This is a genomic window from Amycolatopsis rhizosphaerae, from assembly GCF_007713715.1.
GTDB lineage: Bacteria > Actinomycetota > Actinomycetes > Mycobacteriales > Pseudonocardiaceae > Amycolatopsis_E > Amycolatopsis_E rhizosphaerae.
On the sequence record NZ_VJWX01000124.1, the window covers coordinates 1 to 15299 of the forward strand.

The 15299-nt window shown below is 70.3% G+C and carries 14 protein-coding genes; 11 read left to right on the plus strand and 3 right to left on the minus strand.

Annotated features, from left to right (window positions below; translation table 11 throughout):
- Positions 1-31 precede the first annotated feature (31 nt).
- Positions 32-2887, plus strand: a complete 2856-nt coding sequence (uvrA, locus tag FNH05_RS14715) for an excinuclease ABC subunit UvrA (protein ID WP_144588488.1) — start codon at positions 32-34, stop codon at positions 2885-2887.
- 129 nt (positions 2888-3016) lie between these two features.
- Here the strand turns inward: uvrA and FNH05_RS14720 are convergent, their stop codons facing one another.
- Positions 3017-4318, minus strand: coding sequence for a cation:dicarboxylate symporter family transporter (locus FNH05_RS14720; protein ID WP_144588510.1), 1302 nt, complete (start codon positions 4316-4318; stop codon positions 3017-3019).
- Between the two features lie 205 nt (positions 4319-4523).
- Here FNH05_RS14720 and FNH05_RS14725 point away from each other — a divergent pair, with 205 nt between their 5' ends.
- Genes FNH05_RS14725 through FNH05_RS14735 form a run of 3 tightly spaced genes read left to right on the plus strand, consistent with a single transcriptional unit; the run spans position 4524 to position 7260 of the window.
- A complete protein-coding gene (locus tag FNH05_RS14725; protein WP_246127740.1) occupies positions 4524-6131 on the plus strand; it encodes a sensor histidine kinase in 1608 nt (535 codons plus the stop codon).
- Positions 6128-6793 carry a response regulator gene (locus FNH05_RS14730; protein ID WP_144588490.1) on the plus strand — a complete coding sequence of 222 codons (666 nt, stop codon included), beginning with the start codon at positions 6128-6130 and terminating at the stop codon, positions 6791-6793. Before FNH05_RS14725 ends, FNH05_RS14730 begins: the two co-directional genes overlap by 4 nt.
- Before the next feature lie 20 nt (positions 6794-6813).
- Positions 6814-7260 (plus strand): YbjQ family protein, encoded by a 447-nt coding sequence (locus FNH05_RS14735; protein WP_144588492.1) that lies wholly within the window; start codon positions 6814-6816, stop codon positions 7258-7260.
- 143 nt (positions 7261-7403) lie between these two features.
- Here the strand turns inward: FNH05_RS14735 and FNH05_RS14740 are convergent, their stop codons facing one another.
- The gene (locus tag FNH05_RS14740; protein ID WP_144588494.1) at positions 7404-8711 is read right to left on the minus strand and encodes an amino acid deaminase; all 1308 of its coding nucleotides are present in this window, start codon (positions 8709-8711) and stop codon (positions 7404-7406) included.
- Between the two features lie 151 nt (positions 8712-8862).
- Between FNH05_RS14740 and FNH05_RS14745 the strand changes: the two genes are divergently transcribed.
- A complete protein-coding gene (locus FNH05_RS14745; RefSeq protein ID WP_144588496.1) occupies positions 8863-9243 on the plus strand; it encodes a Rid family detoxifying hydrolase in 381 nt (126 codons plus the stop codon).
- A 73-nt stretch (positions 9244-9316) separates the two neighbouring features.
- Here FNH05_RS14745 and FNH05_RS14750 read toward each other — a convergent pair whose 3' ends face one another.
- Positions 9317-9676 carry a DUF1844 domain-containing protein gene (locus FNH05_RS14750; protein WP_144588498.1) on the minus strand — a complete coding sequence of 120 codons (360 nt, stop codon included), beginning with the start codon at positions 9674-9676 and terminating at the stop codon, positions 9317-9319.
- Between the two features lie 174 nt (positions 9677-9850).
- Between FNH05_RS14750 and infC the strand changes: the two genes are divergently transcribed.
- The 6 genes from infC to pheT all read left to right on the plus strand — a co-directional run.
- On the plus strand, positions 9851-10492 hold the full coding sequence (infC, locus tag FNH05_RS14755) for a translation initiation factor IF-3 (RefSeq protein WP_144588500.1): 642 nt from the start codon (positions 9851-9853) through the stop codon (positions 10490-10492).
- A gap of 75 nt (positions 10493-10567) precedes the next feature.
- Entirely contained in the window at positions 10568-10762 is a 195-nt protein-coding gene (gene rpmI / locus FNH05_RS14760) for a 50S ribosomal protein L35 (protein WP_144588502.1), read from the plus strand.
- A gap of 77 nt (positions 10763-10839) precedes the next feature.
- On the plus strand, positions 10840-11223 hold the full coding sequence (gene rplT / locus FNH05_RS14765; RefSeq protein ID WP_144588504.1) for a 50S ribosomal protein L20: 384 nt from the start codon (positions 10840-10842) through the stop codon (positions 11221-11223).
- On the plus strand, positions 11220-12062 hold the full coding sequence (locus FNH05_RS14770; protein ID WP_186382551.1) for a TrmH family RNA methyltransferase: 843 nt from the start codon (positions 11220-11222) through the stop codon (positions 12060-12062). Before rplT ends, FNH05_RS14770 begins: the two co-directional genes overlap by 4 nt.
- 97 nt (positions 12063-12159) lie before the next feature.
- On the plus strand, positions 12160-13236 hold the full coding sequence (gene pheS / locus FNH05_RS14775; RefSeq protein WP_144588506.1) for a phenylalanine--tRNA ligase subunit alpha: 1077 nt from the start codon (positions 12160-12162) through the stop codon (positions 13234-13236).
- A 62-nt stretch (positions 13237-13298) separates the two neighbouring features.
- Positions 13299-15299: phenylalanine--tRNA ligase subunit beta (pheT, locus tag FNH05_RS14780; RefSeq protein ID WP_144588508.1), on the plus strand; the 2001-nt coding region annotated here is incomplete at its 3' end.

The following is a 15299-nucleotide window of genomic DNA, read 5'->3' on the forward strand; positions in this document are numbered from 1 at the left end:
GGCCGACACAATCCAGCGAAGGGACCTTGGCGTGGCTGATCGCCTCGTTGTTCGCGGCGCCCGCGAGCACAATCTCCGTGGCGTCGATCTCGATCTGCCCCGGGACAGCCTCATCGTCTTCACGGGCCTGTCCGGATCGGGGAAGTCCAGCCTGGCCTTCGACACGATCTTCGCCGAAGGCCAGCGCCGGTACGTGGAGTCGCTGTCCGCGTATGCGCGCCAGTTCCTGGGGCAGATGGACAAGCCGGACGTGGACTTCATCGAGGGCCTGTCCCCGGCGGTGTCCATCGACCAGAAGTCCACCTCCCGCAATCCGCGGTCGACGGTGGGCACCATCACCGAGGTCTATGACTACCTCCGGCTGCTCTACGCGCGCGCGGGCAAGGCGCACTGCCCCCAGTGCGGTGAAGCGATCAGCAAGCAGACTCCGCAGCAGATCGTCGATCAGGTGCTCGAAATGGAGCCGGGCACCCGATTCCAGGTGATCGCGCCGGTGGTCCGGGGCCGCAAGGGCGAGTACCTCGACCTGTTCGCGAACCTCCAGCAGCAGGGCTACTCGCGGGCCGTGGTGGACGGCGCGGTCCACCAGCTCACCGACCCGCCGAAGCTGAAGAAGCAGGAAAAGCACAACATCGGCGTGGTCATCGACCGCCTGACCGTGAAGCCTTCCTCGAAGCAGCGCCTCACCGACTCCGTCGAGACGGCGTTGCGGCTGGCCGACGGGCTGGTCGAGCTCGAGTTCGTCGACCTGCCCGAGCACGATGCGCACCGCGTCCGGGGGTTCTCCGAAAACCTCGCCTGCCCCAACGGTCACCCGCTGGCCATCGAGGACCTCGAACCGCGCTCGTTCTCGTTCAACTCGCCGTACGGCGCCTGCCCGGAGTGCACCGGTCTCGGCATCCGGAAGGAGGTCGATCCGGAACTGGTGGTGCCCGACGACGAACTGTCCCTCGGTGAGGGCGCGATCGCGCCGTGGGCGGGCGGGCAGAGCGCGGAGTACTTCCAGCGCCTGCTCGAATCACTGTCCGAAACGGTCGGGTTCCGGATGGACACCCCGTGGCGGAAGCTGGGCGCCAAGGCGCAGAAGGCCGTCCTGCACGGCATCGACGAGCAGGTGCACGTCCGCTACCGCAACCGCTACGGCCGCCAGCGTTCCTACTACGCGGCCTTCGAGGGCGTGATCCCGTTCCTCGAGCGGCGGCTGGAGCAGACCGAGTCGGAGTACATGCGGGAGCGCTACGAGGGCTACATGCGCGAGGTGCCCTGCCCGGCCTGTCAGGGCACGCGCCTCAAGCCCGAGATCCTCGCGGTCACCCTCGAGCACGCCGAGCACGGAGACCGGTCGATCGCCGAGGTGTGCGCGCTGTCCATCGACGAGGCTTCGCACTTCCTCGACGGCCTGGTGCTCGGCCCGCGGGAGAAGATGATCGCGGGCGCGGTGCTCAAGGAGATCCAGGCCCGCCTCCGCTTCCTGCTCGACGTGGGGCTGAACTACCTGTCGCTGGACCGCGCGGCGGGCACCCTGTCCGGTGGTGAGGCCCAGCGCATCCGGCTGGCCACGCAGATCGGCTCCGGCCTGGTGGGTGTGCTGTACGTGCTGGACGAGCCGTCGATCGGCCTGCACCAGCGCGACAACCACCGCCTGATCGAGACGCTGACCCGGCTGCGGGACCTCGGCAACACCCTGATCGTGGTCGAGCACGACGAGGACACCATCCGGGCCAGCGACTGGGTGGTCGACATCGGCCCCGGCGCGGGGGAGCACGGCGGCCACATCGTCCACAGTGGACCGTACAAGAAGCTGCTGCGCAGCAAGGAATCCCTCACCGGTGCCTACCTTTCGGGACGGGAGACCATCCCGGTGCCCGAGATCCGCCGTCCGGCGGACCGCAAGCGCCAGCTGACCGTGGTCGGTGCGCGCGAGCACAACCTGCGCGGAGTGGACGTGTCCTTCCCGCTGGGCTGCCTGGTCTCGGTCACCGGTGTGTCCGGCTCGGGCAAGTCCACCCTGGTCAACGACATCCTGGCCACGGTGCTGGCGAACAAGCTCAACGGTGCGCGGCAGGTGCCGGGCCGGCACACGCGCGTGCGCGGGCTCGACCTGGTGGACAAGCTGGTGCGGGTGGACCAGTCGCCGATCGGCCGCACCCCGCGGTCCAACCCGGCCACCTACACCGGCGTGTGGGACCACATGCGCAAGCTGTTCGCGGCGACCACCGAGGCGAAGGTGCGCGGCTACCAGCCCGGCCGGTTCTCCTTCAACGTCAAGGGCGGGCGCTGCGAGGCGTGCGCGGGCGACGGCACCATCAAGATCGAGATGAACTTCCTGCCGGACGTGTACGTGCCGTGCGAGGTGTGCAAGGGCGCGCGGTACAACCGGGAGACCCTCGAGGTGCACTACAAGGGCAAGACGGTCTCCGATGTGCTGGACATGCCCATCGAGGAGGCGGCCGAGTTCTTCGAGCCGATCAAGGCGATCCACCGGCACCTCAGGACCCTGGCGGACGTCGGCCTCGGCTACGTGCGGCTCGGGCAGCCCGCGCCGACCCTCTCCGGTGGTGAGGCGCAGCGGGTCAAGCTCGCCAGCGAACTGCAGAAGCGGTCCACCGGGAAGACGGTGTACGTGCTCGACGAGCCCACCACGGGCCTGCACTTCGAGGACATCCGCAAGCTGCTGGGCGTCATCAACGGGCTGGTCGACAAGGGCAACACCGTGATCGTCATCGAGCACAACCTCGACGTCATCAAGACCTCGGACTGGGTCATCGACATGGGGCCGGAAGGGGGTTCCGGCGGCGGCACCGTGGTGGCCGAGGGGACCCCGGAGCAGGTGGCGCAGGTGGCCGAAAGCCACACCGGGCGCTTCCTGCAGTCCGTGCTGGGCTGAGAGCTGTCCGGGCCGTCCTGGCAGCCTGAGTAGTCCGAGTAGTCCGGGGCGCCGGTGTCCCTGGTGACCCTCCGGCAATACCGACGGCCCGGCCGGTGGCCGGGCCGTCGGGCACCACCCTCACGCGGATCAGGCAGGGACCTGCTCCGGGACCGGCGCGGCCGCCGGCTCGTCGTCGATGAGCGTGGTTTCGTTGAACGGGGACTGGCCGGAAAGCACCTGCGCCGCCTTCGCCCGGTCGAACTCCTTGGTCCACGAGCCGATCACCACGGTGGCGACCGCGTTGCCCGCGAAGTTGGTCAGGGCGCGGGCCTCGGACATGAACCGGTCGATGCCCAGGATGAAACCGACCCCGCCGACGAGGTCCGGCCGGTGGGACTGCAGTCCGCCGGCGAGGGTGGCGATACCCGCGCCGCTGACCCCGGCCGCGCCCTTGGAGGCGATGACCATGAACACCAGCAGGGAGATCTGCTCGCCGATCGACAGCGGGCTGCCCTGGGCCGAGGCGATGAACAGGGTCGCCATGGTCAGATAGATCGCGGTGCCGTCGAGGTTGAACGAGTACCCGGTGGGCACGGTGATCCCGGCGACCGAGCGGCTCACACCGAGGTGCTGCATCTTCGCGATCAGCCTCGGCAGTGCCGACTCCGACGACGAGGTGGACAGGATCAGCAGGAACTCGCGGGCCAGGTAGCGCATCAGGCTGAACACGTTGACGCGGGCGCCGAGCCACAGCACCGCGCCGAGCACCACGAACACGAAGAGCACGCAGGTGATGTAGAAGCCGAGCATCACCACGAGGAGGCTGCGCAGCGCCGCCCAGCCGGTCGAGCCGACCACGGCCGCGATCGCGCCGAACGCGCCGATCGGGGCCGCCCACATGATCATCGACAGGATCCGGAACACGAGCTTCTGCAGGTGCTCGATGCCGCGCAGGATCGGCTGCCCGGCGGGGCCGAGCTTCTGCAGCGCGAACCCGGCCAGCAGCGCGACGAGCAGGGTCTGCAGCACCGAACCGGAGGTGAACGCGGACAGCAGCGAGGTGGGGATGACGCCGAGGAGGAAGTCGGTGCTGCCCTGCCCGCCGGTGGCCTGCTGGTGAGCCTTCGCCGCGGCCGTCGGGTCCAGGTGCAGACCCGAACCGGGGTGCAGCAGGTTGCCGACCACGAGCCCGATCGCCAGTGCGACGGTCGACATGGCCAGGAAGTACCCGATCGCCAGCAGGCCCACCTTGCCGACCTTGGCGGCCTTGGCCACGGAACCGATGCCCAGCACGATGGTGCAGAAGATGATCGGCGAGATCATCATCTTGATCAGGTTGACGAATCCGTTGCCCAGCGGGGTGAGGCCCTTGGCGAAGCCGGGGGCGGCGAACCCCACGATGATTCCGAGCACGACCGCGGCGAGCACGGCGAGATAGAGATAGTGCATCCGGTCCCGGCGCCGCGGTGCGGCGGCGGGGGACAACGTGGTCGGCACCCTTGCCTCCAAAAGATCCTTCATCGCGCCGGAGGGGCGCGGCTTTGCGGTGACTATGCGAGCGGAGGTGGCTCGGGTCACGGTTGTGTTCATTGAGTTCGTGAAGGTGGTGCGCACGCCCCGCCGAGGCCCGCGGCCCACCGGTTACATTCGGTGGGTGCGGAACCGGCGATGGAGTCTGGCCCGGCAGTTGCTGTTGCTGCAGCTGGCCGGGATCATCGCCCTGGTCGCGGCGGGTGCCGGACTCGACTGGCTCGACGCCTCCCGCGAGGTGCGGGACCGGGCCGCCGAACAGGCCGTCACGGTGGCCCGCACGATCGCCGACGCGCCCACCACGGTGACCGCTCTGTCCACTTCGGACCCCAGTGCGCAGCTGCAGCCGCTCGCGGAGCGTGTCCGGGCCGACACCGGAGTCGACTTCATCACGATCATGAGCCCGGAGGGTGTCCGCTACACCCACCCCAATCCCGCCATGATCGGCCAGCGGTTCCTCGGTAACACCGCCGGGGCGTTGCGGGGCGGCCTCGTCACCGAGACCTACACCGGCACCCTCGGCCCGTCCGTGCGCGCGGTGGTCCCGGTGTTCGACGGCTCCCGGCACGTGGTGGCGCTGGTGGCCGCCGGAATCAGGGTGGAGGCCATCGCGGCGGGTCTGGCCCAGCGGCTCGTGCCGCTGTTCGCGGTCGCCGGCACGGTGCTCGTGGTGGGAGTGGCCGGAGTTTTCCTGGTCAGCATCCGCTTGCGGAAGCAGACCCGCGGGCTGGCACCCGACGAACTGAGCCGGGTGTTCGCCTACTACGAGGCCACGCTGCACGCGGTGCGGGAGGGCCTGGTGCTCGTCGGGTCCGACGGCCGTGTCGCCCTGTGCAACGACGGGGCCCGGAATCTGCTCGGGCTCACCGACGATCCGGCGGGGGCGCCGGTGGAGACCCTCGGTCTGCCACCGGCGTTGCTGGAGACGTTCCGTTCGCCGGAGCCGCGCACCGACGAGATCCACGTGACCGACACCCGGGTGCTGGTGGTCAGCACCGCCCCGGTGCGTTCGTCGCGGGGTGCCCGGGGCACCGTGGTGACCCTGCGGGACCACACGGATCTCCAGTTGCTCACCGGCGAGCTCAACACCACTCGCGGGCTGGCCGAATCCCTGCGTTCGCAGGCACATGAGGCGGCCAACCGGCTGCACACCGTGGTGTCGCTGGTGGAGCTGGGCCGGCCCGAGGAGGCCGTCGCGTTCGCCACCGAGGAACTCGCGATCGCGCAGCGGCTGACCGACCGCGTGGTGGGTTCGGTGTCGGAACCGGTGCTGTCCGCACTGCTGCTGGGCAAGGCGGCGGAAGCCGCCGAGCGCGGTGCCGAACTGGTGCTGACCGAGGACACCGCGCTCGACGACCTCGACGTGGAGCCGCGGGATCTGGTGACGATCCTGGGCAATCTGATCGACAACGGCATCGACGCGGCGATCGGACGGGCGGCGTGGGAAAAGCCGCGCGTGGTGGTCACGGTGAAGGAGGATGGTGACGGGCTGCTGATCCGGGTCGCCGACACCGGGCCCGGGATCGAGGAAGAGGCCCGGAGCGCGGTGTTCCGCCGGGGCTGGTCCACCAAACCGCAGGAGGGGCCGGTCGGGCACGGGCTGGGGCTGGCTCTGGTGGGCCAGACCGTCCGCCGCTACGGAGGCACGATCGAGGTCGGCAACGACGGCGGGGACACCCGGGGCGCCGTGTTCACCGTCCGGCTCCCGCTGCGGCAGGGGGCCCAGGCATGATCATGGTGCTGGTCGTGGAGGACGATCCGGTCGCCGCGGAGGCCCACCGCCAGTACGTGGAGCGGGTGCCGGGGTTCGCGGTCGCGGGCGTGGTGCACTCGGGCGGCGAGGCACTGCGGTTCTGTTCGCGGCACACCGTGGATCTGATGCTGCTCGATTTCTATCTGCCCGACAGCCACGGGCTCGCCGTATGCCGCGCCCTGCGGGCCGCGGGCAGCACGGTGGACGTGATCGCGGTGACCTCGGCGCGGGATCTGGAAGTGGTGAAGTCCGCGGTTTCGGCCGGGGTGGTGCAGTACCTTCTCAAACCGTTCACCTTCGCTTCACTCAAGGAAAAGCTGGCACGGTACGCACGGTTCCGGGAGAACGCGGGGGAGGCGGCCGACCAGACCGACGTCGACCGCGCGCTGGCCACGTTGCGCGCCCCCTCCCGGCCCGTGCTGCCCAAGGGGATGAGCGTGGACACCCTCGACGCGATCGTCGCCGCCCTCCGGGGATGCCCCGGCGGGATGTCCGCCGGCCTGGCCGCCGGGGCGACCGGCGTTTCCCGCGTCACGGCCCGCCGGTATCTCGAATATCTGGCCGACAACGGGTTGGCCGTGCGTGAACCGCGGTACGGGCAGGTGGGCAGGCCCGAGGTCTGGTACCGCGGCAAGAACTGAAAGCCGTTACGATCCGGCGCATGAGCCAGCCATATCCCCAGCAGTTCCCGATCCTGCTTTCCACGATGAACGATTTGCCCGGCTACAAGGTGGTCCGGGTCTACGGCGAGGTTTTCGGCCTGACCGTGCGCAGCCGGAACATGTTCTCCACGATGGGCGCCGGGTTCAAGGCGATGGCGGGCGGTGAACTGAAAGGGCTGTCGAAACTGCTGTCCGACTCGCGCTACGAAGCGCTCGGGCGGCTGTGCCAGGAGGCGATGGCCCACGGCGCGAACGCGGTGCTGGCCCTGCGGTTCGACTGCAACGAAATCGCCCAGACCGCCAGTGAGATCGCCGCCTACGGCACCGCGGTGTACGTGATGCCGGAAGGGCAGGACGGGATGGCGCAGATGCAGGCGCAGCAGCAACAGCAGCAGCAGGCACCGGCCCAGTACCAGCAGCCGCCGCAGGGCTACCCGCAGCAGTAAGGGCCGTCGAACCGGGAGGGTGGTGTCCGCGCAGCCGGGCGAGGAACTCGTCGCAGCCCCGGTCGCGCGGGCTCCGCACGACCGGCATACCGTCCATTTCGGACTCCGAAGCAGGGCGGGGCCTGGCCGCGGTCATCCGCTTCCTAGAAGAAGGTCCGTACGAAATCGACCACGGTCTCGCCCGAGACGACCGGGATCAGCGACCACTTGTCGAACACCGTGCACGGATGCGACAGCCCCAGCCCGACCCAGTCGCCGACCTGAAGCGGCGAGTCCGGCGGGAGGGCGACGAAGGCATGCTGGTCGTTCAGTGCGGTCACGGCGTGGCCGGCGAGCGGCGTGGTGGTCCCGGAGCGGCGGAACAGCTGTGGCTCCGGCAGGCCCTCGTCGAACGAGGCGTCGCGCTTGCCCAGGGTGAGCAGCGCCAGTTCCGCGGTCGGCCGGGAGGTCACCTGTGCCCAGGCCCGCAGCGCGGGGCGCAGCGGTGGCACCTCGCTGATCCGCGGGTGCTCGCCGAGGGGCGAGACGCCGCGGTAGAAGCCGTCGTCGTGAGTGAGGTAGCAGCCGCTGCGCAGCACCGGCACCACGGGCAGGCCCTCGGGCCAGCTCGTGGTCAGCTCGGCGGTCACGCGGTCGAAGTACGCGCTCCCACCCGCGGTGACGATCACCTGGCCGGCATCGGCGAAGAAACCGCTGTCGGCCAGCGCGACAGTGAACTCCCGCATCCGGCGCACGTAGCCGGTGACCCTTTCCTGCGCCTGTTCTCCGGCGTCGTGGGCGAGCGCGCCCTCGTATCCGGCGACCCCGGCCAGTCGCAGCACCGGGCTGTCCCGCACCGCCTCGGCGACGGCCAGCGCGGTGGCGTCGTCGCGGGCTCCCGTGCGGCCGGGGTCGGCGCCCAGCTCGACCAGCACGTCGACGGGACGCTCCGCGTCCGTCAGTGCGGCGAGTGCCTCCGTCATCAGCTCCACCGCCCGGACGGAGTCGGCCCAGCAGCTGAATTCGAAACCCGGGTCGCCGGTCAGTTCGGCGGCCAGCCAGCGCAGTGCCGCCGGGTCGACCAGCTGGTTGGCCAGCAGGATCCGCGAGACCCCGAAGGCCCGGTAGACCCGCAGCTGACCGGCGGTGGCGGCGGTGACGGCCCACGCTCCGTGCCCGGCCTGCCGCGCGAACAGCTGCGGCGCCATGGTGGTCTTGCCGTGGGGTGCCAGCCGGACCCCGTGAGCGGCGCAGAAGTCCGCCATGGTGCGCAAATTGTGGTCCAGCGCCTCGGCGTCCAGCACGACCATCGGGCCGACGAAACCGCCGGTGAACAGGTTCGGTCGCCGCCGCGCGGCCTCGGCCGGCGAGAGCCCCCAGAGTTCGGACGGGACCGACTTGAACCGCCAGTCGAGCGGTTCCTCGGTGAGGGCGGCCAGTGCCGCGGGGTTCAGGGTGAGGGCGGTGGGCATCGACGCTGGCTTCCTGACTCTGTTGCTGTGCGTGAAAACGCGGTTGCCGACGATGATCGGTGTAGCTGTAGCATCGGCCCCCGAACAGGTCAATGCCCGTCGGTCGTCCGTCCGTAACGGATGGACGGCACAGTGGGACAAGGGAGTGTCGATGGCCAAGGTCGCGATCAGCACCGAGAACGCGCCGAAACCCCCGGCCGCGTTCGCGCAGGCCAGTCGCAAGGGCAACATCCTGCAGGTGGCCGGGCAGGTCGCGGTCGACCCGAAGACCGGCGAGCTGGTCGGCACGACGGTCGCGGAGCAGACCCGGCAGGTGTTCGCCAACCTCGGCGCGGTGCTCGAAGCGGCGGGTTCGAGCTTCGGCGACGTGGTGATGGTCCGGGCCTACCTCACCGACACCGCGCACTTCGCCGAGTTCAACGAGGCGTACGGCCGGCTGGTGAGCGAGCCCTACCCGGCCCGCACCACCGTCTACGTCGGCCTTCCCGCGGGCAAGCTGGTCGAGATCGACGTCCTCGCCGTCCTGGACTGAGCGCGGGGCGCCGGGGTCCGGGCGGGCTTCCGGGCTTCGCCCGGCCCGGGCCCACGGCCTCCCTCGGGTCGTCTCAGTGGACGGGGCCGGTGTACTTCTCGCCGGGGCCCTGGCCGGGGGCGTCGGGAATGGCGGAGGCCTCCCGGAAGGCCTTCTGGAGGGACTGGAGCCCGTCCCGCAGGGGCGCGGCGTGGGCGCCGAGGTACTCGGCGGAGGCGGTGACCAGTCCGGCCAGCGCGGTGATCAGGCGGCGTGCTTCGTCCAGGTCGCGGTGCGGGCTGGTGTCCGGATCGGGATCGGCCAGGCCCAGCCGCTCGGCCGAGGCCGACATCAGCATCACGGCCGCCCGGGAAATGACCTCCACGCTGGGGATGTCCTCGAGCGAACGGACGTCAGGGGAATTTTCGGGCTGCTGAGAAGCGTTGTGTGACACGTCTGGTACCCTTCCACGTGCGACCAGCCTCCGGGAAATCGGGGGCCGCAAGTGGAGCCCCGCTCCCACCCGCGCTGCCCACCGAGGTGGCCGGGTCCGGTCTCGCCACTTCAGTGTGGTGAAGCGTCCGTTTACGGACGCGATCGGAAGAGGGCCCCGCGGGCCGGCCAGCAAGTGCCGGAGACGGGGCCCGCGGTATGTGGGCACCAGGTCGAGCAGGCGACATATTTCTCGAACCAAGGAGGCCACATCAGCTCCGAGACACGCATCAACGACCGCATCCGCGTTCCCGAGGTCCGTTTGGTCGGACCGAACGGTGAGCAGGTCGGTATCGTCCGGATCGAAGATGCGCTCAGGCTCGCTCAGGAAGCGGACCTCGACCTCGTCGAGGTCGCCCCGCAGGCGCGCCCCCAGGTCTGCAAGCTCATGGACTTCGGCAAGTTCAAGTACGAGAGTGCGCAGAAGGCTCGCGAGTCGCGCCGGAACCAGCAGCTCACCGTCATCAAAGAGCAGAAGCTGCGTCCGAAGATCGACCAGCACGACTACGAGACGAAGAAGGGCCACGTGTCCCGCTTCCTCGCCGCCGGGAACAAGGTGAAGGTCACCATCATGTTCCGTGGGCGTGAGCAGTCGAGGCCGGAACTCGGGTTCCGGCTGCTGCAGAAGCTCGCCGACGAAGTGTCCGAACTCGGTTACGTGGAGTCGTCTCCGAAGCAGGACGGTCGCAACATGATCATGGTGCTGGCGCCGCACAAGAATGCCAAGGCGAAGCAGCAGAAGGCGCCGAAGGAAGAACAGGAACACGTCGAGTCCTGACCTGCCGCCGCCGAGACGACGCAGTCCGCAGCACACCGGTTTTCCGGTGTGCTGCACCATGAAAGAGAGTCACTAATGCCCAAGATGAAGACGCACAGCGGCACCTCGAAGCGGATCCGGGTGACCGGCACTGGCAAGCTGCGCCGCCAGAAGGCCGGCCGGCGGCACCTGATGGAGAAGAAGGCCAGCAAGGTGACCCGCCGTCTGGAGGGCACCACCGAGGTCGCCCAGAACGACGCGGGCCGCATCAAGCGTCTGCTCGCCCGCTGAGCTTCCCCGCCTTTCGCCGTAAACCCCGGGGTGCCGCATTCGGTATCGGTGCCCCCTGAGATCGACAGGATGGACCCGTGGCACGCGTCAAGCGGGCGGTCAACGCCCAGAAGAAGCGTCGCGCAACTCTCGAACTGGCCAGCGGCTACCGCGGCCAGCGTTCGCGGCTGTACCGCAAGGCCAAGGAGCAGACGCTCCACTCGCTGAACTACGCCTACCGGGACCGCCGCGCCCGCAAGGGTGACTTCCGCCAGCTGTGGATCACCCGCATCAACGCCGCCGCCCGTCAGAACGGCGTGACCTACAACCGGTTCATCCAGGGCCTCAAGGCCGCCGGCGTGGAGGTCGACCGCAAGGTCCTCGCCGACCTGGCCGTCACCGACGCGGCCGCGTTCGCCGCGCTGGCCGAAGTGGCCAAGCAGCACGTGACGACCGGCCCCGAAGCCGAGAAGTCGGCCTGAGCACCGAAGCCACGCAACCCGGGGCGGAGCCGTTCACCGAACGGACCCCCCGGGTTGTCGCTGCCCGGCGCCTGACCCGCCGCGCCGAACGGGACAAGACCGGCCGGTTCCTCGCCGAGGGCGCCAACGCGGTGGGTGCGGCGCTGGACCGCGGCGCCGCCGAACCGGGGTTCGTGCACGAACTGTTCGTGACCGAACGGGCCGCGCAGGCCCACCCTGAGCTGGTCACCGCCGCCCGCGAGCAGGGCGTGCGTGTCTCGCCCGTCACCGAGCGGGCCGCCGCCGGGCTGTCCGAGACCGTCACCCCGCAGGGCATCGTGGCGGTCTGCGCACTGCTGGACCGCCCGCTCGCCACGGCGCTCCCGCCGTCCCCGCGCCTGGTCGCGGTCCTCGTCGGCGTGTCCGACCCGGGGAACGCGGGCACCGTGATCCGCGTCGCCGACGCCGCCGGTGCCGACGCCGTGCTCCTGGCGGGCGACAGCGTCGATCCCCACAACGGCAAATGCGTCCGTGCCTCGGCGGGCAGCCTGTTCCACCTGCCGATCGCGCGGGTTCGCGAAACCGGTGCCGCGCTGACGGCCTGCCGTGAGTCGGGGCTGCGGCTGCTGGGTGCGCACGGCTACGCCACCACGGGACTGGACACACTGGATCTGGCCCGGCCCGCGGCCTGGATCTTCGGCAACGAGGCGCACGGACTGCCGCCCGAGGTGCTCGCGGCGGTCGACGAAGGGGTGCGGATTCCGCTCTACGGCAAGGCGGAGAGCCTCAACCTGGCCACCGCCGCGGCGGTCTGCCTGTACGGCAGCGCGCTGGCGCTGCACCGGCCGCGCGGAGGGTGACCGCCCGTCACCGGATCGCGGTCGCCTAGAATCCATCGGTAATTGCTTACGTGTGCTCGTGCCGAGCCGCGACCGTCACAGCGGACGCTGAGGAGTTATGTCCGGAGCCAACGACAAGCAGGCCGCCCAGCCGGGCGACGGGGTTTCCACCCTGACGCCGGAAACCTTGCAGGCCGCGGTCAAGGCCGCCGAAACCGATTTCGGGCAGGCCGAAGACCTGGACGCGCTCGCCGCGGTGAAGCCGGCCCACCTGGGCGACCACGCCCCTCTGATGCTGGCCCGTCGGGCCATCGGGGGGCTGCCCAAGGCGGAGAAGGCCGAGGCGGGCAAGCGCGTCAACGAGGCCCGTCAGGCCGTCCAAGCCGCTTTCGACACGCGTCGCGCCGTTCTGCAGGCCGAGCGCGACGAGCGCGTGCTGCGGGACGAGGCCGTCGACGTGACGCTGCCCTGGGACCGCATCCCGCGTGGCGCCCGTCACCCGATCACCACGCTCAGCGAGCGCGTCGCCGACGTGTTTGTCGCGATGGGCTGGGAGGTCGCCGAGGGCCCCGAGCTGGAAGCCGAGTGGTTCAACTTTGACGCCCTCAACTTCGGCAAGGACCACCCCGCCCGGCAGATGCAGGACACCTTCTACGTCGGCGAGCCCGGTTCGGGCCTGGTCCTGCGCACCCACACCTCCCCGGTGCAGGCCCGCACGCTGCTGCACCGCGACGTCCCCGTGTACGTCGTCTGCCCGGGCCGCACCTACCGCACCGATGAACTCGACGCCACGCACACCCCGGTGTTCTCGCAGGTCGAGGGCCTGGCGGTGGACAAGGGCATCACGATGGCGCATCTCAAGGGCACGCTCGACGCGTTCGCCCGCGCCATGTTCGGCGAGCGGTCCAAGACCAGGCTGCGCCCGCACTTCTTCCCGTTCACCGAGCCCTCCGCCGAGGTGGACGTCTGGTTCGAGGAGAAGAAGGGCGGCCCCGGCTGGGTGGAGTGGGGCGGCTGCGGCATGGTCAACCCGAACGTGTTGCGGGCCTGCGGTGTCGACCCCGAGGTGTACTCGGGCTTCGCGTTCGGCATGGGGCTGGAGCGGACCCTGCAGTTCCGCAACGGCATCCCCGACATGCGCGACATGGTGGAAGGCGACGTCCGGTTCACCCTTCCCTTCGGCACGGAGGCCTGAATGAGCGTGCGTGAACCGGCCGCTCTTCCCGGCCCGGCCGCTCCGCGGAACAAGGAGGCACAGTGCGAGTCCCGGTAAGCTGGCTGACCGAGCATCTGGACGCCGGCGAGATAGGGCCGCAGGAGCTGGCGGAGGCGTTCGTCCGGATCGGCATGGAGATCGAGGACGTCCAGCCCCTCGGTGAGGTGACCGGCCCGGTGGTCATCGGCCGCGTCGCCGCGATCGAGGAGCTGACCGGCTTCAAGAAGCCCATCCGCTACTGCCGTGTCGAGACCGGCGAGGACGACCTGCCCGCCGATCGCTCCACGGACGAGGACGGCTCGGCGGCCGGGGACCACGGTCCGGACGCGTTGAAGACCCGTGGAATCGTCTGCGGCGCCACGAACTTCGCCGAGGGCGACCTCGTCGTCGTCGCTCTCCCCGGTTCGGTGCTGCCCGGCGGGTTCGCCATCGCGCAGCGCAAGACCTACGGCCGCGTCAGCGACGGCATGATCTGCTCGGCCCGGGAACTGGGGCTCGGCGACGACCACAACGGCATCCTGGTGCTGCCGCCCGCCACCGCCTCGCCCGGTGACGACGCCCGCGCGCTGCTCGGGCTGGACGACACCGTCCTCGACGTCGTGCCCACCCCGGACCGCGGTTACGCGCTGTCGATCCGCGGCCTGGCCCGCGAGCTCGCCTGCGCCCTCGACGTGCCGTTCGGCGACCCGGCGAGCCTGGACCTGCCGGAACCCGAGGGCGAGGCCTGGCCGGTCCGCATCGAGGACCCGAGCGGGTGCAGCCGGTTCGTGCTGCGCCGGATCACCGGTCTGGACGCCGGTGCGCCGACACCGTGGTGGATGCGCCGCCGCCTGATGCTGGCCGGGATCCGGTCCATCTCGCTGGCGGTGGACGTCACCAACTACGTCATGCTCGAACTCGGCCACCCGCTGCATGCCTTCGACACCTCCTCGGTGAAGGGTGATCTGGTGGTGCGCCGGGCCCAGCCGGGCGAGAAACTGACCACTTTGGACGATGTCGAGCGGGCGCTGGATCCGGACGACATGGTCATCGCCGACGACAGCGGGGTCATCTCGCTGGCGGGCACGATGGGTGGCGCGAGCACCGAGATCACCACCGAGAGCACCGACGTGCTGATCGAGGCGGCGCACTGGGACCCCCCGTCGATCAGCCGCACCGCCCGCCGGCACAAGCTGTTCTCCGAGGCGGCCAAGCGGTTCGAGCGGTTCACCGACCCGCAGGTGTGCGCGGTGGCCGTGGAGCTCGCGGCACGACTGCTGCGCCGGTACGGCGACGGCAGCATCCAGCCGGGCCGCACCGACGTCGGCCACGTCGAGCCGAACCTCCCGGTGACCATGCCGATCGATCTGCCCGACCGCGTCGCGGGCGTGCGGTACGACCGCGGGGCCACGGTGCGGCGGCTCGGCCAGATCGGCTGCAAGGTCACCGTCGGCACCTCCGACGAGGGCATCGCGCTGGTGACCGCGGTGCCGCCGAGCTGGCGTGGCGACCTGCTCCAGCCCGCGGACCTGGTCGAGGAGGTGCTGCGGCTCGAGGGGTACGACTGCATCCCCTCGACCCTGCCGCCGGCGCCCGCGGGTGCGGGGCTCACCGACACGCAGCGCCGCGGGCGCACCGTGTCCCGCGCGCTGGCCGCGGCCGGTTACGTCGAGGTCCTGCCGTTCCCGTTCATGTCCGCCGAGACCTGGGATGCCTTCGGGTTGCCCGAGGACGACGTCCGCCGCCGCACGGTGAAGGTGCAGAACCCGTTGGAGGCGGACAAGGACCAGATGGCCAGCTCGCTGCTGCCCGGTCTGCTGGAAACCTTGCAGCGCAACGTTTCCCGCGGATTCCGGGATCTGGCGTTGTTCCACATCGGACAGGTTGTGCTGCCCGGCGCCGCCCCGGTCAGGATGCCCGACCTCGGCGTCGAGCACCGTCCCGGTGACGAGGAACTCGCGGCGCTCGAGGCCGCGGTTCCCGCCCAGCCGGTGCATGTGGCCGTGGTGCTCACCGGGCAGCGGCAGCGTTCCGGCTGGTGGGGCTCCGGGGAGGCGGCAAGC